Raw genomic sequence first — 21,773 nt, 5'->3', positions numbered from 1 at the left:
TCTTCAGTTAAGCATATTCAATCTTTATTGCCATCTGCAATGCCCAGCAACTCAATGGCCTGCTGTGCCGCTATCTGGCTGGCGTCTTTTTTATTAAACGCCTTTCCGCTGCAAATCATTTCCCCGTCGATCATAGCGCCCACCGTAAAAATCCTGCGGCCGTTGTCCATCTGTTCTTCCAGCAGTTCAAACTCCAGCGTTTTACCGTTTTTATTGGCCCAGCCGTACAGCTTGTTCTTGTGGTTCATTTCCACGGTTTCGAGGGCTTCCAGGTCAATATAAGGTACCAGTATCCGTTTGTGAACGAGTTTGGTACGGTTATATCCTTTGTCCAGGTAAACTGCCCCTACCAGTGCTTCGAGCGTGTTGCCGAAGATCTGGCTGATTTTGAGGAAGCTGTTGTATTTGTCGTAGATAGTAAGTTTGCGCAGGCCCATTTTAATCGCGATATCGTTCAATTGCTGACGGTTCACGATTTTGGAGCGCATCTCTGTGAGGTAGCCTTCGGTTTTGTAAGGATATTTTTAAAAAGATAGTCGCCTATGATAGCTCCCAATATGGCATCGCCGAGGTACTCCAGCCGTTCGTTGCTTTCGAGAAACTTCTCTTTGCTGGAGCGGTGGCTAAGGGCTACTTCATACAGTGCATAATTACCAGGAACAAAGCCTAATAAATTATAGAGGTCATTATGAAGTTGCCTTTTCCTGTAAACAATACGATATAGAAAACCTGGAAGTATTTTCACACAATCAAGGAACAAATTTTTTGAAAATAACCGAGGCGTTATGCCCTCCGAACCCAAAGGTATTACTTAATGCTGCTCTAACCTCACGGTGTTGCGCAACGTTGAAGGTAAAATTAAGTTTCGGGTCCAGTTGGGGATCGTCTGTAAAGTGGTTGATGGTAGGCGGAACAAGTCCGTGAATGATGGACTTGATGGCAGCAATGGACTCTACAGCGCCCGCTGCTCCCAAAAGATGGCCTGTCATGGATTTGGTACTGCTGATATTCATCTTGTACGCTGCTTCACCGAACACTGCCTGAATAGCCTTTACTTCAGCTACGTCGCCCAGTGGTGTGGAAGTGCCGTGTACATTGATGTAATCAATGTCGTCCGGCTGCATACCAGCGTCTGCAAGCGCGGCTTTCATCACATTCCTGGCGCCTAATCCTTCCGGATGTGGCGCTGTAAGATGGTATGCGTCGGCTGTAGCACCGCCGCCCATGATCTCCGCAAGGATGTTAGCCCCCGTGCCATGGCATGCTCATATGATTCCAGTACCAGCGCACCTGCTCCCTCTCCCATTACAAAACCGTCACGGTCCAGGTCAAAAGGCACGGAAGCGGTTTTAGGATCGTCATTTCGTTCAGACAAGGCCTTCATGGCATTAAAGCCGCCAACGCAGGGCTCGTTGATGATGTTTTCGGATCCTCCGGTCACGATCACGTCCGCCTTGTTGTAACGGATGTGGTTCATGGCCTCAATAATGGCATTGGTAGCGGAAGCGCAAGCGGAAACACAGGAGAAGTTAGGCCCCGGAAACCATTACGGATAGAGATATACCCTGCCGCAATGTCCAGGATAAGCCTGGGAATAAGGAACGGGCTGAAACGTGGCGTTCCATCTCCCTGGTGAAACTCCTTCAGTTCCTGCGTGAAGTTGATCATCCCGCCGACACCGGTTCCCCAGATCACACCAACACGGTCAAGATCCACCGTAGCACGGTCGATCTTAGCATCTGCCACTGCCTGATCGGCAGCAATAACAGCGGTTTGTGTAAACGGGTCCATCTTGCGCGCGTCCTTCTTATCCATAAAGTTGGTCGGATCGAAGTCTTTCAGCTCGCAAGCGAAGCGGGTCTTGAACTTTGAAGGATCAAACTGCCTGATAAAGTCGGCGCCCGAAACACCGCTCGACAATCCCTGCCAATAAGATTCAACGGAATTGCCGAGCGGTGTCAGCGCACCTAAACCTGTAACGACTACTCGTCTTGGTTGCATTAAAACAGTTCTGAGTTAGTTGGATTATTTTACGTGTTCTTCCAGGTAAGCTACGGCCTGGCCAACAGTAGTGATAGTTTCAGCTTGTTCGTCAGGAATGGAAATGTTGAATTCTTTCTCGAATTCCATGATCAGTTCTACCGTATCCAAAGAGTCTGCGCCTAAGTCATTGGTGAAGCTGGCTTCAGGAGTTACCTCGGCCTCGTCAACGCCTAATTTGTCAATGATGATCTTTTTAACTCTTGATGCAATGTCTGACATAATTTTAAGTGTTTTTGGTTTAAAACTTGACTGCAAAAATATACTTTTTATTGAATTGCCAAGGCTCGGCCGAAATTTTAACGGAGATTTTGCCGTACTTCCATTTTTTCACGACCCAAAACGCAATCCCAGTAAGGGTTATAGCCACACCGCCCCAATTCTCCACAAGATTTCTTTCCACGTATATTAATAATGCAACCGCTTAACAACGTGTTTTAAGGGCATCAAATACCGAACCAGCTCCCACCCTACCCCTTTCGTCCATTCACCCGGCTTTACAACCACTTAACCATAATAACCCGTTTATAATGGACGCCGTCAACCTCATTTACTAAATTTGTCCAGATGGGAAAAGCAGTATCTTGCAGTGTCAGCGCCCGTTCATGAAACAACACCAGAGGACACTTCCACGCCACTTAACCTAAGACTCATTTATTGATACCAATACCTGACAGATTAATTCATATTGAACCACACATGCGTAATAAGACTTTAAGAACTGTATTATTGATGGCTGCGGTGGCTTTAGCTGCGTGCGGCAAGAAAAAGGACCCTGCCGCATCCGCTACCGCCCCACGCCAGGCAGCCCGCGCCGTAAAGTCCGACGCTGTTATTGCCAAAGCTGTGAAGCTCGACCAGACGATTGATGCCTCCGGTACCCTGCAAAGCAATGAAGAGGTACAACTGCAGCCGGAAATCAGTGGCCGTATTACCAACATCTACTTTAAGGAAGGTACCAATGTAGCCAAAGGCACCGTGCTGGTAAAGTTGTTCGACGGCGACATCAAAGCCCAGATCCAGAAGCTGCAACTGCAGCAGGACCTGTCCAAAACCACGCTCAAACGCCAGGAAAACCTGCTGAAGATCAACGGTATCAGCCAGCAGGACGTAGACGTGACCGCCAACCAGGTGAGTGCCTACCAGGCCGATATTGAATATAATAAGATACAATTGCAGAAAACAGAGATCCGTGCCCCTTTCAGCGGCACCATCGGTCTCCGTAACGTGAGCGAAGGCGCGATTGTATCTACCACCACGATCATGACCACCCTGCAACAGATCGATCCCCTCAAGATCGATTTTGCCGTACCGGAGAAATACCGCCTCGCCGTTAAAAAGGGCGACATCGTTTCTTTTAAGGTAGCAGGCGATCCGGATTCCTACAAGGGCAGCATCTATGCCATCGATCCCAAGATAGACCTGGCCACCCGCACCGTAAAGATCCGCGCTATTTTGCCCAACAAAGGTGGCAAGCTGTTCCCGGGTTCATTCGTAAAAATGACCATCTTATTAAAAGACATCCCCAACGCCATTATGGTACCCACGCAGGCAGTGATTCCCGGCACCCGCGACAAACAGGTGATCGTGGCCGACAGTGGCAGGGCTAAGTTCGTTATCGTGGAAACCGGGATCCGTGACAAAGACAATGTGCAGATCACCAGCGGCCTGGAACCCGGCGACACCGTGATCATCAGCGGCATTCAGCAATTGAAGCCGGGAAGCGTTATCCAGTATAACAAAGTGCAGTAAAGGCATCCACCTAGAAGTTATTATGAGTTTACCTTCCATATCCCTTAAGCGTCCTGTTTTCGCGATCGTGATGAACATCATCATCGTGATTTTCGGCGTGGTGGGTTACACCTTCCTGGGGGTGCGCGACTTCCCGGCCATCGATCCGCCGGTGGTGAACGTGCGCACCTCTTACCCGGGCGCCAACTCCGACATCATTGAAACACAGATTACGGAGCCGCTTGAAAAAGCCATCAACGGCGTTGCCGGTATCAAAAATATTTCGTCACTCAGCAGCCAGGGTAGCAGTAATATTACCGTGGAATTTGAATTGGGTGAAGACACGGAAGCTGCCACCAACGACGTGCGCGACAAGGTATCGCAGGCCCAGCGCTCGCTGCCCGATGACCTGGACGCTCCGCCCGTGGTGAGCAAGGCCGACGCCAACTCCGATGCGATCATCTCCATGACCGTACAAAGCGACACCCGCAACCAGCTTGAAATTACGGAGTATGCCACCAACGTATTGCTCGAAAAACTGCAAACCATTCCCGGCGTATCCGCTATCCAGATATGGGGCGAAAAGCGGTACGCGATGCGCATCTGGATGGACCCAGCCCGGCTTTCCTCGTACAGTCTTACACCTGGCGACGTGCAACAGGCGCTGCTGCGGGAAAACGTGGAGCTGCCTTCCGGTAAAATCGCCGGTAACGCCACAGAGCTCACCGTGCGTACTTTCGGCCGGCTCGATACGGAAGAAGAATTTAATGAGCTCATCATCAAAAATGTAAACGGCAGCGAAATACGCGTACGCGATATCGGGCAGGCGACCCTCGGGCCCGAGAACGAGGAAACGATGCTGAAAGAATCCGGCGTCCCCATGATCGCCCTGGCGCTCATTCCCCAGCCCGGCTCCAACTACGTGGCCATCGCCGATGAGTTCTATAAGCGTTATGCCGATCTGAAAACAGAACTGCCCGACGACTTCAATATCAACATCGCGCTGGACAATACGGTATTCATTAAACGTTCTATTTCTGAAGTGGAAGAAACGTTGATCATCTCCCTTATTCTCGTGGTGGTGATCATTTACTTGTTCTTCCGCGACTGGCTCATGGCCGTGCGGCCGCTGGCGGATATCCCGGTGTCCCTGATCGGCGCGTTCTTTATTATGTATGTGCTCGGATTCACTATCAACATCCTCACCCTGCTGGCAATTGTACTTGCCATTGGCCTGGTGGTGGATGACGGGATCGTGGTCACGGAAAATATTTATAAGAAAATCGAAGCAGGCATGCCGCGTATGCGCGCCGCCAAGGAAGGCTCCGAGGAAATATTCTTTGCGGTGATCGCCACCTCCATTACGCTGGCGTTCGTGTTTTTACCCATCGTGTTCCTGCAGGGCTTCGTCGGACAGCTATTCCGCGAGTTCGGGATCGTCGTCGCCGGTGCGGTGATTATTTCGGCGTTCGTATCACTGACGTTAACGCCGGTACTGAACGTGAAAATGGGCCGTAAAACGCACACACATTCCAAATTCTATCTTAAAACAGAACCCTTTTTCCGCTGGATGGAAGATGGCTATAAGTCGTCGCTGGAAAAGTTCATGAAGGTAAAGTGGATAGCGTCCGTGATTATCGTGGGCTGCCTGGCCATGATGTACTTCCTCTTTAAAGGTTTACAATCGGAGCTGGCGCCCATGGAAGACCGCAGTACGTTCCGCCTGTCGGTAACGGCGCCGGAAGGCACTTCGTACGACTATATGCAGCGGTATGTAGACCGGCTTTCGCAATTCATGGCCGACTCGATCCCCGAAAAACGGATCGTGCTCACCGTAACGGCGCCGGGCTTCTCCGGTGCTGGCGCGGTAAACTCCGCCTTTGCCAACGTGGCGCTGGTAGACCCCAAAGACCGTACCCGCTCGCAGAAGGAGATCGTAAACATGGTGAACAAGAACATGTACCAGTTCCCACAGGGTAAGGTGTTCGCCATTGAGCAGCAAACCATCCAGGTAGGCCGCCGCCAGGGGCTTCCCGTGGCATTCGTACTGCAAAACATTAATTTCGATAAGCTGTCGTCTGCCATCCCGCGCTTCGTGGAAGAAGCCAATAACAGCAACGTTTTCCAGGGTGTGGACGTAGACCTGAAGTTTAACAAGCCGGAGCTGCGCATTCACATTAACCGTGAAAAAGCAACGGAGCTGGGTGTATCGGTGGCGGATATTTCGCAAACCCTTCAACTGGCGCTCAGTAACCAGCGTTATGGCTTCTTCGTGCGCAACGGTAAACAATACCAGGTAATGGGACAGGTTTTCCGGGGCGACCGCGATGATCCGAATGACCTGCAAAACATTTATGTACGTAACGCGGCCGGTGAACCCGTGCAGCTCGATAACCTCGTGTCTATCACGGAGGAAACCAGCCCGCCCGTTATTTACCACTATAACCGTTACAAATCGGCCACGATCTCCGCGAACGTGGCGCCGGGCAAAACCATCGGTGATGGCATCCGGAGATGTATAACATCTACGACAAACTGCAGAAAGAAAAAGTGATTGACGATACGTTCAGCACCGCGCTGTCCGGCTCTTCGCGCGACTATGCAGAAAGCGGATCCAACACCATGTTTGCACTGGTGCTGGCGCTGGTGCTCATTTACCTGGTACTGGCCGCGCAGTTCGAAAGCTGGATCGATCCGCTGATCATTATGTTCACCGTACCACTGGCTTTCGCGGGCGCGTTCCTGTCGCTTACCATCTTCGGGCAAACCTGGAATATCTTCTCCCAGATCGGGGTAATTATGTTGATTGGTCTCGTAACCAAAAACGGTATTCTCATCGTGGAGTTCGCGAACCACAAACGCGACGAAGGGTTGAAGAAAGACGAAGCCGCGGTGACCGGCGCTTCGATGCGCTTACGCCCGATTCTGATGACCAGCCTTGCCATGGCGCTGGGTGCATTGCCTATTGCCATGTCGCTCGGTGCGGCGGCTACCAGCCGTATTCCGCTGGGTATTGTAATCGTGGGTGGTATCATGTTCTCACTGGTACTGACCCTGTACGTGATTCCCGCGATGTACGCCATTATGTCACGCAGGAAGAAGAATATTGAATTTGAACAGGCGATCGCAGATGAAAGAGCAGAGGCAGAAGCGGAAGCAGCGATGGCACATTCATAAAGAAGCTAAGTCCGGCGGCGCCGTCCGCCGGCATTTATATCAATATAAAATGAAGTTGATCAAAATATCCTTATCCGGTCTTTTACTGCTTTGCCTTTCACTGGGCGCCCATGCGCAGGACATCCTGACGCTGGAACAGGCAATTGACCCGGCATTAAAGAATAACTACGACCTGCGCCTGGCCCGGAACGATGCAGAAGTGTCGGCTAACGATTACGCCTACGCGAACTTCGCCTTCCTGCCCACGCTGAATGCCACTGCCGGTAAAAACTGGACTACCAGCTCTATTAAACAGGAACTGGCAAATGGCAACAAGCGCGATACCAGCGGTATTAAAAACCAGCAGTTGCAGGCGAGCATCAACCTGCAATGGGTGTTGTTCGACGGACTGAAGATGTTTGCCACCCGCTCGCGTGTGGAGAATATTAAAGTACTGGGCGAGCTTACGGTAAAGAACCAGATCGTAAATACCATGGCCGCTGTGATTAACGGTTACTACAATATTGCGCAGCAAAAGCAACAGCTGCGGGCATTGGCGGAGCAAATGTCGATTTCCGATGAAAGGGTTAAACTGTCCGATGCGAAATTCCAGACGGGCTTAGCGCCCAAAACGGACTGGCTGCAGGCCAGGGTGGATTACAACGCTCAAAAGGCCGCCCACCTGCGCCAGCAAACACTGATCGTACAGGCAAAAGCCTCGCTGAACCAGCTGATGGGGGTAGATCCTGCAAATATCGGCTACGATGTACGCGATAGCATACCCGTTAATTTTGAGTTGAACTATGGAACATTGCAGCAGGGCATCGATACGATAAATACCGATCTGAAAGTAGCCAGGCAGAACATCACCATTTCAGAACTGGCGCTCAGGGAGCGTAAAGGCGAGTTGTTCCCCGTGATCGCCTTCAACTCGGCTTATAACTTTAACCGCAACCGTGCGAACGCCGCAACCAACCAGTTCAGCACCATCTTTAACCAGAATGGCGGCCTTAACTACGGCTTCTCTGCTACGGTGCCGATCTTTAACGGCTTTAATAAGCAACGCGAGATCAAAAACGCGAAACTGGACATTGCTTACCAGCAACTGTCGCTGGAAAACCGCCGTTCGGTGGTGAACCTGTCGCTCACCAATGCTTTTAAAGACTACGAATACTTTAAACAGGCGCTGGAACTGGAAGAAGAGACTCTGGAACTGTCTAAAGAAAACGTAATGGTAGCGCTGGAGCGCTTCCGCCAGGGGGTATCTACTACGCTGGAACTGAAAGAAGCACAGCAAAGCCTTGAAGATTCTTACAACCGTCTTATTCAGGCGCGATACAATACCAAACTTGCAGAAACGGAACTGCTCCGGCTGCGGGGCGACCTGTTACGATAAAAAAAAGTCCCGGCATATGAACACCGGGACTTTTCATTTATTTAGATGCCGTGGTATCCGGCGTTTCTTCTTTCTTCTTCACTCCTTTTTCCTGCTGATACCTTTCGAACGATTGTTTGATGAACAGCAGCAGATCATATTCCGTACTCTCTTCTAAAAACTGGTACGAAGGACGGTAACGTAACATAAAGCTGTCCAGTTCCGCGCCATCGAGCTTCGTCATGCGGTTTACCAGTTCGGGCGAGTAGCGGTGATCTACATACTTTTCCTTTTCCCAATACTGCAACTGTTCGCGGAAGGCCACCTTACGTTTGCGGTCCTTGTTCGGGATCATGTAACTGAGTGCGGTGATCGGGTTGGATGGCAATGTTTTTAACACATCCATGGCCCCGGGCTTTTTATAATTAAAGTATTTGCCGTATTCGTCGCGGATGGCGGCAGAGTCGCGCTGGTAGTTACGACCGCGAACGCCTACACCGCCGGGTAATCACCTGCCTTTTCATGGAAATGGTGAAGGTACCGGAAATAGCGGGTACAAGGAACTCATAACGTACATAACTGATCATGCTGAATTCCAGCGTATCACCGGGATTGGCTTCAATATAAAACCGGCCGGCTTCACTGCTGATGGTGCCGTAGCGGCCTTTCACGGCCCTGATGGAAACGCCTGCCACGCCTTCCTGTGTGTCTACATCCACCACCGTACCCGAAATGCGTACCTGTGCTGTTGTGCTTTGCGCAGCCAGGGCCAATAACAGGAATAGTGCCGCGGTATATCTGATCAGAAAATGCCTCATACAATCTTCCAAATTTAGCTTTCCGTTGGCAAATGAAAAGTTAAAAGTTTCCACAGTACAGCGTTTTGCCGGGAGTTTTATACTTTTACGTATGCCTCAAAAAATTATCTTTTCTACCCAACGGTACGACTACCTGAAACAGGACATCCTGGCGATTACGAACTGGGAAAACGGGCAAATGGAAATTACCGATTTCCCCGATGGCGAACACTATCACCGTATAACCAGTAACGTTAGCGGCAAGGAAGTGATCATCGTTGGCGGCACGATCGACGATTGTGAAACGCTGGAATTGTTCGACCTTGCCAATGGCTGCGTACAGCTGGGCGCCCTGTCGCTCAACATGGTAATTCCTTATTTTGGCTACTCCACTATGGAGCGCGCCGTAAAGGAGGGCGAAATCGTGAAAGCCAAAAACCGCGCCATCCTCTTTTCCTCGCTGCCCGCCACGTCTATGGGCAATAAGGTGATCATGATCGACCTGCATGCCGATGGCATTTCTTATTATTTTGAAAGCAAGATTCGCCCGGTGCACCTGTATGCAAAGGATATTGTGAAAGAGGCGGCGCTGGAAATAGCGGATGGACAGCCCTTTATTCTCGCCAGTACCGATGCCGGCCGTGCTAAATGGGTAGAGTCGCTGGCCAATGACCTCCATGTGCAGCCTGCCTTTGTTTTTAAGAACGAATTTCGGGGAAGAAACGGCGATCACTGCTATCAGCGCCAATGTGAAGAACATGCGGGTGATCATTTACGATGATATGATCCGGACGGGCGGCTCCCTGCTGCATGCCGCTGAAGCATACCTGGAAGCGGGCGCCAAAGACATTGCCGTGATCACTACACATGGCATTTTTGCTGGCCGGGGATTTGATAAGATTAAACAAAGCGGCGTTATCAGCCGTTTGGTTTGTACGGATACCCACCCGAACGCGCGGCAGATCAATGACCCGATGCTCACCGTGCGGTCCGTGAATAAACTGATTGTAGATTATTTTGAATAGATTATGTTTTCTTTACGCATCATCGATTACGGCAGTGCCGACTACCGTGCCATGGTACACCTGCGCGATAACATCCTCCGCAAACCGCTCGGACTTACTTTCTCCGAGGAATACCTGCGCCAGGAGATCAACGATAAACTGATTGGCTGCTTTACCCGTGAAAAAGGCCGGGGTGAGGTCCCATGATCGGTTGTTGCATCCTGAGCCCTGTGAACGATACCACCGTGCAGCTGCGGCAGATGGCGGTGGATAAAACCTACCAGGGGCAGGGTATCGGGAATAGCTTACTGGAATATGCGGAGCAGCAGGCCAAGCAGGATTCGTACGGCCGGCTCATGATGCACGCGCGCAAGGAAGCCGTTGGGTTCTACGAACGCAATGGGTACATGATCGATGGCGATGAGTTTATTGAAGTAGACATTCCACACTACGAAATGAGCAAACAACTGTAATCAGCGGCTTACCTGGTAGCTGTCGAACTTGTTTTTGAGCAGCGAGCGGAAACCGTCGGCCGCTTCATCAGAAGGAAATGCGCTGAGGGGAACAAGAAAAAAGACTTTTTATCCCGGTACAGGAAAAAGAAAGTACGGGTTTCCACGATCTGCGAAAAGTTACTCCAGCTCATAGGCCGGTCGCCATTTTCAGTGCCGATGGTCATTTCACTTTCCGTGTAGCCGAGACGGATAAACTCCTTAAAGGTGTAAGATTTATTATAGATGGAAATAGGAAGCAGGAACCAGAAGGTAGCGCTGATGAGCAGTATCATGATAATAATCCCGGTCACCGCACCAACGTTAACCAGGTTAAATATAGACCCTGCAATCGTTACCAGCAATAGGAGGAGAAATGTATAGCTGAACACCCTGATTTCGCCCCGCCGCATAAAATGGGAACGCAATGCATTAATAACGTCGTGTCTGTCGTACCTGAACTGAATATGCATTCGCGTGTGTCACAAAAATTTACTTGTTGGTGATAGGCATTGGCGCCTCTACGTCATCCACTGCGGTAACGGGGGCCAGTTTCTTCTGCACGGCAGAAGCCTGCTTTTCGCCCAGGCTCTCTTCATTAAGTCCCGGGAAGTTCTTTTTAATGAACTGGAAGTATTGTTGTAAGGCTTTCGGATCAATTTTAAAGGGCGCAGCCATGCTTTTGCCCTGCGACACCTGTGTCGACTGACTATTATTAATCTTCGACTCGTTTTGCAGGTACCATTTGTATAACCCCACCACTGCACTTTCCATTTCAGCCTCGTCCACCTTTACTGCCTCGGTATTATTGGGCATCGTCCAGATGAAATCCTCGAAACGTGTAGCCTTTTTAGTGCTCCTTGTATTGGTGGTGGTAGTTGTAGTTGTGGTGGAGGAAGAAGTGCTGCCCGCCGGGCCGCCTTTCTCATTATTATTACCCTTATCGCCGTTGTTAAAAACAACGGCCCCATCGCCCGGACCCGGAACAGGTCCTGCCTGGCAGTCGCCTTCAGCTGACGCTGATGCGGCTGTAACCAGTGCGATTGACAGCAAAAACAACTGCTTTTTCATAAGGGTAAATGCTTTTTGATGGCTTAAAAATAGTAAATAAAAACAAGTTTTCCACATTTTGGGGAGGCATTGGCCAAATTTAATTTGGTCCCCTTCTGACCGCACGGGCTTTAAACGCAGGAGGCAGCTTCAATATTATCTGGTCGCCAGCATTTTATCTCTCCCCGGCCGCCGTTGCGTCGCTCCCTTCAGCCTTAGACAGGTACGACAAGCATAGGCGTACCGGCAACCGACCGGCAGGCTATTAGGGCGGAGCAGCCACACTCCCGGAATTACTGCGCGAAGACCCACGAGGTCCGGCTCCGCTAACGATAACCTTACGGATGAGGTTCATTATGCACAGCTCGTTGTCGTTCCACATGGATCCCAGGCAGACCTCGGTCACATCTTTCGTTGATCCTTCGTTTATACTTCGTTCACCTTAGGTTCAAGCTAGGTTTGTGAACCTATATCGAACCTACCTTGAACCTATCTTGAACCTAGGATGAACCTAGGATGTCTATAGGATCGCGCAGGGAGGGTCTAGTCCTGGTCTAGGTCCCGGAATAGGTTTACATTAATCGTTAGAAAATCCTGATTTAAGTTTACACTACTAAATAATAATCCTGATTTGGGTTTACATGGCAGTTTCCTGGTACTTTGTTTTCGGTTTACACCCAGGTCAATAAACCGGATTAAGGTTCACACCTGTTGTTGTTAATCAGTATAAGGGCTTGGTTCGTCCTGATAGGATTGCACCCGCGTTAAAAATCCTGGCTAAGAGTAGCATTATTGTTGGGCAAAATGCAAGAGCTAAAAATAAGTTGAAACGGGAGCCAGACTATGAAGTGGATTATAGTGGCGGCCGAACAGCGGAATAAAACTGGCTAAAAAACAAAAGCAATGGGCGAACCATTGCTTTCGAGAGTCATTTTACGGTGCATGAAGATTCACGCGGTGTAGGAATATTTTTGGTTTTTCATAGGACAGTAACCATATAAAAATTAATACAGTAGCAAATATAATAATATTTAAACATTATTAATATGTCCAGATCAGAAATAGCCAAACATTAAAAATTAGCTTAATAAATAAGAAATATTTAAAGAAGGGGCTGCTTTTTAGATATTATATAAATAATTATAATAATGCGACATTGGGGAATGTTGCGTAGTATTTCCACAGACCCTACTAGTTCGAGCGCAACTGGTAAAGTTTCATCGTCATGCCAGAAAAAGGGTAAAATGTAAGGATCCGAACGGATGTTTTAACAGAACGAACACGATCTTTTAGAAGGTAAGCGGGCAGAAGTACGAAATAAATATTTACGAAGAAGAGCGTAGCGGGTGAGAAAGAAGCTTCCTGAAATGTAGTGTGATGGAGATTTTCAGCGATTGAGGGAAAAGAAAAGGGCACTTAGAAAAGCGCCCTCAATTTGTTACTATCCTATGAAAACCCTATTTGATAACAAAGGTACATGCGTGTTAACTTTATTTGAAATTTTTGCCTCCGAATAACAAATTATTAACAAAGTCTACATTCCGCGAAAGCTATACACACAGGCGGTTCCGGCGTTTAGCAAAACAGGCGGCATTAGACTATTTGTTAATACTTCGTTAGGAAACGGCGACGTCCAGTAACAGGCCGCCGCCATACCCGTATCAGCTGCAACCCATACTGTTACCGCAGTTCAGGCATTTGTAACAGGTGCCGGACCGTACGGTAATGTGGCCGCAGGTATTACAGGCAGGCGCATCGCTTTGCATGCTGCGCATGTAATCCTGGGTACTATTTTCGCCATTGGCGGCTGATACCGCATGTTTAGCTTTTGCCGGTTGCTGCGGCGCGGGATGGTTAACAGCCCCGATAATCCGCACATTCGACAATTCCGGCTTCACCACGGGCTCATCCCACTCCTCTTCGCCGGTGTTTCCCGGCTCGTCGTGGACATGCACCAGGTCTGTACGGTTCAGGTACTCGTACCCCAGCGCCCGGAAAATATAGTCGATCAGTGAGGTTGCGGAGCGGATGTTCGGATGGTCCACCATACCGGAGGGCTCAAAGCGGGTAAACACGAATTTATCCACGAACTCTTCCAGCGGCACGCCGTATTGCAGGCCTACCGACACAGAAATTGCGAAACAGTTCATCAGGCTTCGCAATGTGCTGCCTTCTTTGGCCAGGTCAATAAAGATCTCGCCCAGGGTACCATCGCTATACTCGCCGGTACGCAGGAACACGGCCTGTCCCCCCACTTTTGCCTTTTGGGTAAAGCCACGCCGTTTAGCAGGCAGCGTTTTCCGCTCAATGATGCGGCTCAATGCGCGTTTCAGCTTCGTATCCGGGCTTTCCTGTACACGTTTATTCACTTCTTCGAGGAGTTCATCCACCGTGAGCTGGTTCAGGTCGATGATCTGGCTGGCGGCTGCAGGTACTTCCTCTTCGGCTTCGGTTTTCTTCTTTTTCTCGGTTTTGTTGCTCAGCGGCTGGCTCAGTTTGGAGCCATCGCGGTACAGGGCGCAGGCTTTAAGGCCCAGCTCCCAGCTAAGGCGATAGGAGTCCGCTATTTCGTCTACCAACGCCTCGTTGGGCAGGTTGATTGTTTTAGAGATCGCACCAGAAATAAAGGGCTGCGCAGCGGCCATCATGCGGATGTGGCCATGCGGGTGAATGTAACGCTGGCCGCTTTTACCACATTTGTTGGCGCAGTCGAATACGGGCAGGTGCGCTTCTTTCAGGTAAGGTGCGCCTTCTACCGTCATGGTGCCGCAAACGTAGTCGTTCGCCGCATCGATCTGTTCGTCCGAGAAGCCCAGCTCGTGCAGGAGATTGAATTCGAAGTTGAAATATTGTTCCGGTTTAAAGCCCGGCGTTGCAGGCATTCCTCGCCAAGGGTATATACATTGAACACGAAGGCGATATCGAAGGCAGACGCCACGGCGGCATCCAGCTTTTTCAGCTCATCGGCGATAAACCCTTTTTCGCTGAGGGTTTGCCTGTTAATATAGGGCGCGCCGGTAAAGGAACCGGTGCCTTTGGCATAATCCACGATCGCTTTTACCTCGTTTTCCTTGTAACCGAGGTTGTGCAGCGCCGTGGGAATGCTCTGGTTAATGATCTTGAAATACCCGCCACCGCTCAGTTTCTTAAATTTCACGAGCGCAAAGTCGGGTTCCACACCGGTAGTATCGCAATCCATCACCAACCCGATCGTGCCGGTGGGGGCAATAACGGTTGCCTGAGCGTTGCGATAACCATATTTCTCGCCCAACTGCACGGCATCGTCCCAGGCTTTGGTGGCCGCTTTCAGCAGGTAATCCGGGCAAAAACGGGCATTTATACCCTGTGGCTTGATCTCGATGCCTTCGTAGGCGTCTACCGCATCATAAGCCGCGGCGCGGTGGTTGCGCATTACACGGAGCATGTCTTCACGGTTCTCCCGGTATTTCGGGAAGGCGCCCAGGTGAGCGGCCATTTCTGCCGAGGTTTTATAGGATACGCCGGTCATGATCGCCGTAATGGCGCCAGCGATGCCCCGGGCTTCTTCGCTATCGTACGCAATGCCGCTTACCATGAGCATAGAGCCGAGGTTGGCGTAACCAAGTCCCAGCGTACGGTACTCGTAGCTCAGTTGCGCCACTTCCGGCGACGGGAACTGCGCCATGAGTACGGACACTTCCAGCACTACGGTCCACAGGCGCACGGTATATTCAAAACCGCTTACATCGAAGGTATTTGATCCCTCGTCGAAGAACTTGCGCAGGTTCACAGAGGCCAGGTTGCAGGCGGTATTGTCCAGAACATGTATTCCGAGCAGGGATTGGACGCGTTGATACGGCCGCCCTGGGGACAGGTGTGCCACTCATTAATAGTGGTGTCGTACTGTGTACCCGGATCGGCACAACGCCATGCAGCGTAGGCGATCTGGTCCCACAGGCTGCGCGCTTTGATCGAGCGCATGGTTTTACCGGTGGTACGGGCGATCAGGTCCCAATCTCCATCTTTATCTAATTGATGAAAGAAGGTATTAGGGATGCGTACCGAGTTATTCGAATTTTGCCCGGACACGGTCCGGTAAGCTTCTCCTTCGTAATCGGAGGAGTAACCGGCAGCGATCAGCGCGGCCACTTTCTTCTCTTCCTCTACTTTCCAGTTCACGAAACTTTCAATTTCGGGGTGGTCCAGGTCCAGCACACCATTTTAGCAGCCCGGCGGGTAGTACCGCCCGATTTGATAGCGCCTGCCGCGCGGTCACCAATTTTCAGGAAGCTCATTAAGCCGCTGGAAGATCCGCCGCCGCTCAGCTTCTCATCTTCGGCCCTGATGTGGGAGTAGTTGGTACCCACACCCGAGCCATATTTAAAGATGCGGGCTTCCCGTACCCACAGGTCCATAATGCCGCCATCGTTCACCAGGTCGTCGCTTACACTCAGGATAAAACAGGCATGGGGCTGCGGACGTTCGTAAGCGGAAGTGGATTTTTCCAGTTTACCCGTTGTATTGTCTACATAATAATGACCCTGTGGCTTGCCGGTGATGCCGTAGCTTTCGTGCAGACCGGTGTTAAACCATTGGGGAGAATTGGGTACGCAGGCCTGGTTGAGCATGCAGTAGGACAACTCCTCATAAAATATCGTCGCATCTTCCACGGAGGCAAAATATCCAGCCCGTTCTCCCCACATACGCCAGCAATTAGCCATGCGGTGCACCACCTGTTTTACGGAAGTTTCACGGCCAAGGCTGCCATCAGGCTGGGGAACACCGGCTTTACGGAAATATTTCTGGGCCAGAATATCGGTCGCGATCTGCGACCACCCACGGGGCACCTCCACGTTCGTCATCTCAAATACCACATCACCGCCCGGATTCCGGATCACCGACGTTCGTAAATCATATTCAAATTGGTCAAATGGACTTACGCCGTCCCTGGTGAAATGCCCGGCGAAGGCAATCCCGGTTTTTCTTTTCTCTTGATTTTTCATGCCCTTGGGATTTTTTTGGAAAGATTTAGCAAATAGAATATTGTAATCTCGAATGGATTACTAATATAACGCAACGAAAAAGGTTATCGCACTTTTGTTATGCACAGGATGTGCATTGTGAACTTTGCACTTCAAATAATTGTTAATGAATTGTTTAAGGTCTGGCACAGCAGTTGCTCGTATTACTTAAACAAGGAAGCGCAAATCCACGTATAGGCGTTGATAACTAGCATCATAAATTACCGTAAAGCATATTTGTTTCAGCTACTAGCTTATTAGCAAAAAATTTATACATTTGCGACAACCGGAACAATGCATTTGATGTACAAAAAATATACAACTCATTCCTAGAAAAAAGGCCAAAGGATTAAAATCGTTTGCGGTTCTGGTTGATCCGGACAAGGTTACGCCTGACGGGATAGCCGAACTCACTGCGAAATGCACCGAAGCCAAGGTCGACTACCTGTTCTTGGGCGGCAGCCTGGTCATCACCAATCATCTCGATGAAGTGATCCAGCAGATCAAAGCCACTTGTGACATCCCGGTAGTATTGTTCCCGGGCAGCCCTTCACAGGTTTCCAGGTACGCAGATGCATTGTTATATCTTTCTGTCATTTCCGGTCGTAATGCAGAATTACTGATCGGACAACACGTTATTTCAGCCGTTCCGGTTAAAAAAGCGGCCTGGAAGTAATTTCCACAGGCTATATGGTGGTAGACGGCGGCGCCCCTACTACAGTATCCTACATCAGCAATACCAATCCCATTCCGGCAGATAAAGACGATATCGCAATGGCGACGGCCATGGCGGGTGAAATGCTGGGCAATAAAGTAATATATATGGACGCCGGCAGCGGCGCGCGTAAAGCGATCACCGAAAGTATGATCCACCGCGTGAGCAGCATGGTAGACATCCCGGTAATTGTGGGCGGGGGCATCCGCGATGCCGAAAAGGCCTACCTGAACTGTAAAGCCGGGGCCGACATTATTGTAGTGGGCAACGCAATAGAGAAAGATATTTCCCTCATAAAAGAGATAGCGGACGCGGTACACACCGCCCCGGTTAAGATCTAAAGAGAAAGGGTTTGATGTTAACATCAAACCCTTTCTCTTTTTTATAAGCTCATCATTTCTTTAAACTTCACCGCCTGTCTCCGGCTCACTTCTATCTTTTCCCCACCTTTCATTTCCAGTAACAATCCACCGTTAAAATAAGTATCGATCTTTTCGATCATCCTCAGGTTCACGATATGCTTGCGGTTAGCACGGAAAAACACCCTTTCGTCGAGGCGCTCTTCGAGTGCATTCAGCGATTTCAGGATCAGCGGCTTATTGGTTTCGAAATATACACGGGCGTAGTTGCCAACGCTTTCGAACAGCCTGATCTCCTGAAGTTTAACGAACCAGCAGCGATCACCATCTTTTACGAACACTGGTCGTTTTCGGAGAGGATATTACGCAGGCCGGCTGCTGCGGCCAAACGCTCCTTTTCTTCCTGCTGATGTAATTTATGGATAGCGTCTGCCAGCCTTTTGGGCTCTACCGGTTTAAGGAGGTAGTCCAGGGCATTGTACTCAAACGCTTTGAGCGCATACTCGTCGTACGCCGTAGTAAAAATCACCTGTGGCGCACGCTCCAGCTCTGCCAACAGGTCAAAGCCCGTTTTGTCCGGCATCTGGATGTCCGGGAACAGGAGGTCCGGGCGTAACGTCTCTATCTTTTCTACCCCATCTTTCGCATTTACCGCCTCTCCAATCACTACGATCTCCGGATGGTCTGCCAGCAGCTTCTTTAACTCGCTCCTGGCCAGGCGCTCATCATCAATAATCAATGCTTTTTTCATACCGTCTTTGTAATTGGTTGATGAAATTTCAACTGCCGTAGCCCGGCTATTGCCAGCTTACACTGCATAACCCTCATTGGTGTGCGACAGATGCGTTTTCGATTCAGATGTTAAATTATTAAAAAAATCCGTGCTAAACCGGTTTACCTAGTGACGAGCGGAAAAATAATGTGTTAAAAGAGCGGCATTAACACTTTAGCTTCAACCGTTTGTGCATCGAGGTTCCGGATTTCGAAGGAGGCGCGTTTGCCGAACAGTATTTCCAGCCTTGCGCGGGTGCTTTGCAGCCCGAATCCACCGCCATTCGATAACCTTTCCCTGATTTGTCCCGTATTCCGGATCGTCAGTTCGTGTTGTGTATTGTCCTTCAAATGTGAAGCCACGGAAATCACCCCTCCCCTTATTTCCCGGGAAATGCCGTGTTTAATGGCATTCTCCACCAGCGTTTGCAGCATCATCGGGGGAATTGGCAGCTCCAGCGTTTCCGGATCAATGTCGTATTGTATTTTCAGGCGTTCCTCGAAACGGATATGTTCCAGCGCCAGGTAATCTCGTACGATGTTCAGCTCATTCTCCAGGCTTACCATTTCCACTTTTTCTACCTGCATGGAGCTGCGCAGGATGTTAGACAGCTCGGTGATGGCGGTACGCGCACGTTGCGGGTTCTCATCTACCAAAGCCCGGATGCTGTTTAAGGCATTAAAAATGAAGTGCGGATTCAGCTGGGCCTTGATGGTTTTGAGTTCCAGCGTACGCACCGTAGCCTCCAGCTTCAGTTTATCCAGCTGCACATTCCGGCTCTTTTCCACGTAATGCCAGGTAAAGTAAATCGCCGCCCATAAGGTTAAAATGGCCGACTGTTGCAGGAAGGAATACATGAACGAAGGCACCATACTCTCTCCCACCGGGCTGAATAACAGCCGGAAAGCCGTAAGCACCGCTGCATCCAGCACCGCGCAAAAGATAATACCGAATGAAAAATAGAAAACCGCCCGCTCAAAAGGCAGCTCCATCCAGCGGTATTGCACCGCCACGGAGCGGAAAGCATGGGTGAGCAGGATGCCCAGCAACACCACCATAAAGGTATACAGCACCAGGTAAAGGTCTACCCGGTCGAAGAAAAAGGCAAAAAAATGAAAATAACGGCATAGAGTCCCCACCCCAAAATCTGACACCACCAATATTTAGAAAGCTGATTAAGCATAGTATAAATTAGGGAACTCCTCTGATTAAATCAAAAATACCGTATGACCATGGCCACCTGAAGGCAAATTGTACCAATGGTGGTATAGCCGTTTAAATGGGAAAGCCATGAAAAAGCTGGGCCGCATTGGATATTATGCTATTTTTGAGTTTTAAAACCCTAAAGCTGATATGGACATTACGGCAGGTCAACTATTGAGCCAGATCGAATATCCCTCCGACTTGAGGAAACTGAGCAGGGAGCAATTGCACCAGGTTTGCGACGAGCTGCGCCAGTTTATTATAGACCAGGTGAGCGTGCATGGCGGCCATTTTGCCGCCAGCCTTGGTGTTGTGGAGTTGACGGTAGCCCTGCATTACGTTTTTAATACGCCTTACGATCAGCTGGTGTGGGACGTAGGTCACCAGGCTTACGGACACAAAATTCTCACCGGCAGGAAGAGCGTTTTTCATACTAACCGTAAATATGGGGGCATCAGTGGATTCCCGAAACGGTCGGAAAGTGATTACGACACCTTTGGCGTAGGCCACTCGAGCACCTCCATTTCGGCGGCGCTGGGCATGGCCATGGCCTCAAAATACAAAGGAGAACACGACCGCCAGCACATTGCTGTTATCGGCGATGGCTCTATGACCGCGGGCATGGCCTTCGAAGCGCTGAACCACGCAGGCGTGGCCAATGCGAATGTGCTCATTATCCTCAATGATAACTGCATGTCCATTGACCCGAACGTGGGCGCCCTCAAGGAGTACCTGACCGACATCACCACCTCGCACACCTATAACAAGCTGCGCGACGATGTATGGAACATGCTCGGCAAACTGCCTGTAGGTAAAAAGTTCACGCGCGATATGGCTTCTAAATTCGAAGCCAGCATCAAAGGCCTGGTATCCAAATCCAGCAACCTGTTCGAATCGCTGAACATGCGCTACTTCGGTCCCATCGATGGCCACAACATTTCCAAACTCGCCGATACCCTACAGGACCTGAAAGATATTCCGGGCCCGAAACTGCTGCACGTAGTCACCACCAAGGGTAAAGGTTATTCCCTCGCCGAGAAAGACCAGACCAAGTGGCATGCGCCCGGACTGTTCGATAAAATCACCGGCGAGATCTTCAAGAAAATTCCCGAAGGACCACAGCCACCTAAATACCGGGATGTATTTGGTCTGACGATGATAGAACTGGCAGAGCAGAACGATAAGGTGATGGGTATTACCCCCGCTATGCCTTCCGGCTCTTCGCTCAAGTTCATGATGGAAAAGATGCCTGACCGCGCATTCGATGTAGGCATCTGTGAACAACACGCGGTGACACTGTCGGCCGGCCTGGCTACGCAGGGTATGCGGGTGTTTTGCAACATTTACTCTTCGTTCATGCAGCGCGCGTACGACCAGGTGGTACACGATGTGGCGATCCAGAACCTGCCCGTTGTGTTATGCCTCGACCGTGCCGGCCTGGTAGGTGAAGACGGCGCTACGCATCATGGTGCGTACGATATCGGGTTTATGCGTTGCATTCCCAACCTGGTGATCTGCTCACCGATGAATGAAGAAGAACTGCGTAACATGATGTATACGGCACAGCTGCCCGAACAGGAATCACCAGTGGTGATCCGTTACCCGCGTGGTGAAGGCGTAATGCCCGACTGGCGCAAACCGTTTACCAGGATGCAGTTTGGCAAGGGCCGTAAAATCCGCGATGGCCGCGATGTAGCAATACTCTCGTTCGGGCACCCGGGCAACTTCGTTACCGAAGCCTGCCGCCAGCTGATGAACGACGGACTGGAGCCGGCACACTACGATATCCGTTTCGTTAAGCCGCTCGACAAAGAATTATTGCATGAAGTATTCTCCCGCTTCGACAAAGTGATCACGGTAGAAGACGGCGCGGTGCGCGGCGGCTTCGGCAGTGCGATCCTGGAGTTTATGAGCGAATATAATTACAAGGCCGATGTTAAAATCCTCGGCATTCCCGATCACCTCGTAGAACATGGCAAACCCGCCGAACTGCACCGCGAATGTGGTTACGACGCTGCCGGCATTGCATCTGCAGTAAGGGAAATGATGAGCAGCCAGGTGACTGTAAGCAACGCTTAAC

At 50.3% G+C, this 21,773-nt stretch carries 23 protein-coding genes and 2 pseudogenes; 11 read left to right on the top strand and 14 right to left on the bottom strand.

The genetic code is table 11. The features are described from left to right. Positions 1 to 17: 17 nt before the first annotated feature. The 4 genes and pseudogenes from MKQ70_RS30330 to MKQ70_RS30320 form a co-directional block, all read right to left on the bottom strand. Positions 18 to 488, bottom strand: a complete 471-nt coding sequence (locus MKQ70_RS30330; protein ID WP_248078166.1) for a putative dsRNA-binding protein — start codon at positions 486 to 488, stop codon at positions 18 to 20. A gap of 261 nt (positions 489 to 749) precedes the next feature. Continuing rightward, complete coding sequence (locus MKQ70_RS41645) at positions 750 to 1,226, bottom strand: beta-ketoacyl-[acyl-carrier-protein] synthase family protein (protein WP_308199263.1); 477 nt, start codon at positions 1,224 to 1,226, stop codon at positions 750 to 752. Further along, a pseudogene (locus MKQ70_RS30325) lies at positions 1,166 to 2,001 on the bottom strand (beta-ketoacyl-[acyl-carrier-protein] synthase family protein). The gene MKQ70_RS41645 and the pseudogene MKQ70_RS30325 overlap by 61 nt, the downstream one beginning before the upstream one ends. A gap of 24 nt (positions 2,002 to 2,025) precedes the next feature. Continuing rightward, entirely contained in the window at positions 2,026 to 2,262 is a 237-nt protein-coding gene (locus MKQ70_RS30320; RefSeq protein WP_012788038.1) for an acyl carrier protein, read from the bottom strand. A gap of 477 nt (positions 2,263 to 2,739) precedes the next feature. On the opposite strand from MKQ70_RS30320, the gene MKQ70_RS30315 reads away from it, so the two are divergent. Genes MKQ70_RS30315 through MKQ70_RS30305 form a run of 4 tightly spaced genes read left to right on the top strand, consistent with a single transcriptional unit; the run spans position 2,740 to position 8,323 of the window. Continuing rightward, positions 2,740 to 3,792, top strand: a complete 1,053-nt coding sequence (locus tag MKQ70_RS30315) for an efflux RND transporter periplasmic adaptor subunit (protein WP_248078164.1) — start codon at positions 2,740 to 2,742, stop codon at positions 3,790 to 3,792. Between the two features lie 22 nt (positions 3,793 to 3,814). Continuing rightward, the gene (locus MKQ70_RS30310; RefSeq protein ID WP_282456874.1) at positions 3,815 to 6,325 is read left to right on the top strand and encodes an efflux RND transporter permease subunit; all 2,511 of its coding nucleotides are present in this window, start codon (positions 3,815 to 3,817) and stop codon (positions 6,323 to 6,325) included. After that, the gene (locus tag MKQ70_RS40060; RefSeq protein ID WP_282456873.1) at positions 6,286 to 6,948 is read left to right on the top strand and encodes an efflux RND transporter permease subunit; all 663 of its coding nucleotides are present in this window, start codon (positions 6,286 to 6,288) and stop codon (positions 6,946 to 6,948) included. The genes MKQ70_RS30310 and MKQ70_RS40060 overlap by 40 nt, the downstream gene beginning before the upstream one ends. Next, on the top strand, positions 6,902 to 8,323 hold the full coding sequence (locus tag MKQ70_RS30305; protein WP_248078162.1) for a TolC family protein: 1,422 nt from the start codon (positions 6,902 to 6,904) through the stop codon (positions 8,321 to 8,323). Before MKQ70_RS40060 ends, MKQ70_RS30305 begins: the two co-directional genes overlap by 47 nt. A 37-nt stretch (positions 8,324 to 8,360) precedes the next feature. Here the strand turns inward: MKQ70_RS30305 and MKQ70_RS30300 are convergent, their stop codons facing one another. Both MKQ70_RS30300 and MKQ70_RS30295 read right to left on the bottom strand, forming a co-directional pair. After that, positions 8,361 to 8,708, bottom strand: coding sequence for a hypothetical protein (locus MKQ70_RS30300; RefSeq protein WP_248078160.1), 348 nt, complete (start codon positions 8,706 to 8,708; stop codon positions 8,361 to 8,363). Between the two features lie 70 nt (positions 8,709 to 8,778). Further along, positions 8,779 to 9,120: a carboxypeptidase-like regulatory domain-containing protein gene (locus MKQ70_RS30295; protein WP_248078158.1), complete on the bottom strand. Its 342-nt coding sequence runs from the start codon at positions 9,118 to 9,120 to the stop codon at positions 8,779 to 8,781. A gap of 91 nt (positions 9,121 to 9,211) precedes the next feature. On the opposite strand from MKQ70_RS30295, the gene MKQ70_RS30290 reads away from it, so the two are divergent. The 4 genes from MKQ70_RS30290 to MKQ70_RS30275 are packed head-to-tail and all read left to right on the top strand — an operon-like array spanning position 9,212 to position 10,576. After that, on the top strand, positions 9,212 to 9,880 hold the full coding sequence (locus tag MKQ70_RS30290) for a ribose-phosphate pyrophosphokinase-like domain-containing protein (RefSeq protein ID WP_248078156.1): 669 nt from the start codon (positions 9,212 to 9,214) through the stop codon (positions 9,878 to 9,880). Then, the gene (locus tag MKQ70_RS30285) at positions 9,858 to 10,124 is read left to right on the top strand and encodes a ribose-phosphate diphosphokinase (RefSeq protein WP_248078154.1); all 267 of its coding nucleotides are present in this window, start codon (positions 9,858 to 9,860) and stop codon (positions 10,122 to 10,124) included. The genes MKQ70_RS30290 and MKQ70_RS30285 overlap by 23 nt, the downstream gene beginning before the upstream one ends. 3 nt (positions 10,125 to 10,127) lie before the next feature. After that, positions 10,128 to 10,310, top strand: coding sequence for a hypothetical protein (locus tag MKQ70_RS30280; RefSeq protein ID WP_248078152.1), 183 nt, complete (start codon positions 10,128 to 10,130; stop codon positions 10,308 to 10,310). Next, positions 10,307 to 10,576 carry a GNAT family N-acetyltransferase gene (locus MKQ70_RS30275; protein ID WP_248078150.1) on the top strand — a complete coding sequence of 90 codons (270 nt, stop codon included), beginning with the start codon at positions 10,307 to 10,309 and terminating at the stop codon, positions 10,574 to 10,576. Before MKQ70_RS30280 ends, MKQ70_RS30275 begins: the two co-directional genes overlap by 4 nt. Positions 10,577 to 10,584: 8 nt before the next feature. On the opposite strand, the gene MKQ70_RS41640 is transcribed toward MKQ70_RS30275, so the two are convergent. The 5 genes and pseudogenes from MKQ70_RS41640 to MKQ70_RS40045 all read right to left on the bottom strand — a co-directional run bounded on the left by MKQ70_RS41640 (position 10,585) and on the right by MKQ70_RS40045 (position 16,485). After that, positions 10,585 to 10,986, bottom strand: a complete 402-nt coding sequence (locus MKQ70_RS41640) for a YcxB family protein (RefSeq protein WP_248078148.1) — start codon at positions 10,984 to 10,986, stop codon at positions 10,585 to 10,587. Positions 10,987 to 11,086: 100 nt separating this feature from the next. Further along, on the bottom strand, positions 11,087 to 11,665 hold the full coding sequence (locus tag MKQ70_RS30265) for a hypothetical protein (RefSeq protein WP_248078146.1): 579 nt from the start codon (positions 11,663 to 11,665) through the stop codon (positions 11,087 to 11,089). Between the two features lie 1,640 nt (positions 11,666 to 13,305). Then, complete coding sequence (locus MKQ70_RS30260) at positions 13,306 to 14,439, bottom strand: ribonucleotide reductase barrel domain-containing protein (protein ID WP_308199570.1); 1,134 nt, start codon at positions 14,437 to 14,439, stop codon at positions 13,306 to 13,308. Then, positions 14,403 to 15,413 carry a ribonucleotide reductase barrel domain-containing protein gene (locus tag MKQ70_RS40050; RefSeq protein WP_308199257.1) on the bottom strand — a complete coding sequence of 337 codons (1,011 nt, stop codon included), beginning with the start codon at positions 15,411 to 15,413 and terminating at the stop codon, positions 14,403 to 14,405. Before MKQ70_RS40050 ends, MKQ70_RS30260 begins: the two co-directional genes overlap by 37 nt. After that, a pseudogene (locus MKQ70_RS40045) lies at positions 15,410 to 16,485 on the bottom strand (ribonucleotide reductase barrel domain-containing protein). Before MKQ70_RS40045 ends, MKQ70_RS40050 begins: the two are co-directional and overlap by 4 nt. Before the next feature lie 475 nt (positions 16,486 to 16,960). Here MKQ70_RS40045 and MKQ70_RS40040 point away from each other — a divergent pair. Further along, entirely contained in the window at positions 16,961 to 17,320 is a 360-nt protein-coding gene (locus MKQ70_RS40040; protein ID WP_308199569.1) for a geranylgeranylglyceryl/heptaprenylglyceryl phosphate synthase, read from the top strand. A 14-nt stretch (positions 17,321 to 17,334) separates the two neighbouring features. After that, positions 17,335 to 17,700, top strand: coding sequence for a geranylgeranylglyceryl/heptaprenylglyceryl phosphate synthase (locus tag MKQ70_RS40035; RefSeq protein WP_282456872.1), 366 nt, complete (start codon positions 17,335 to 17,337; stop codon positions 17,698 to 17,700). Positions 17,701 to 17,741: 41 nt separating this feature from the next. Here the strand turns inward: MKQ70_RS40035 and MKQ70_RS30245 are convergent, their stop codons facing one another. The 3 genes from MKQ70_RS30245 to MKQ70_RS30235 form a co-directional block, all read right to left on the bottom strand. Beyond that, positions 17,742 to 18,059: a LytR/AlgR family response regulator transcription factor gene (locus tag MKQ70_RS30245; protein WP_248078142.1), complete on the bottom strand. Its 318-nt coding sequence runs from the start codon at positions 18,057 to 18,059 to the stop codon at positions 17,742 to 17,744. Next, the gene (locus MKQ70_RS30240) at positions 18,050 to 18,469 is read right to left on the bottom strand and encodes a LytR/AlgR family response regulator transcription factor (protein WP_248078140.1); all 420 of its coding nucleotides are present in this window, start codon (positions 18,467 to 18,469) and stop codon (positions 18,050 to 18,052) included. The genes MKQ70_RS30245 and MKQ70_RS30240 overlap by 10 nt, the downstream gene beginning before the upstream one ends. 173 nt (positions 18,470 to 18,642) lie before the next feature. Then, entirely contained in the window at positions 18,643 to 19,644 is a 1,002-nt protein-coding gene (locus MKQ70_RS30235) for a sensor histidine kinase (protein WP_248078133.1), read from the bottom strand. Positions 19,645 to 19,843: 199 nt separating this feature from the next. Between MKQ70_RS30235 and dxs the strand changes: the two genes are divergently transcribed. Further along, positions 19,844 to 21,772 carry a 1-deoxy-D-xylulose-5-phosphate synthase gene (gene dxs, locus MKQ70_RS30230; RefSeq protein ID WP_248078130.1) on the top strand — a complete coding sequence of 643 codons (1,929 nt, stop codon included), beginning with the start codon at positions 19,844 to 19,846 and terminating at the stop codon, positions 21,770 to 21,772. Position 21,773: the final 1 nt, after the last annotated feature.

The sequence above is a fragment of the Chitinophaga sedimenti genome, assembly GCF_023156195.1.
Lineage (GTDB): Bacteria > Bacteroidota > Bacteroidia > Chitinophagales > Chitinophagaceae > Chitinophaga > Chitinophaga sedimenti.
Note: the sequence above shows the minus strand (reverse complement) of the source record. Positions and strands in the feature narration are given on the sequence as shown.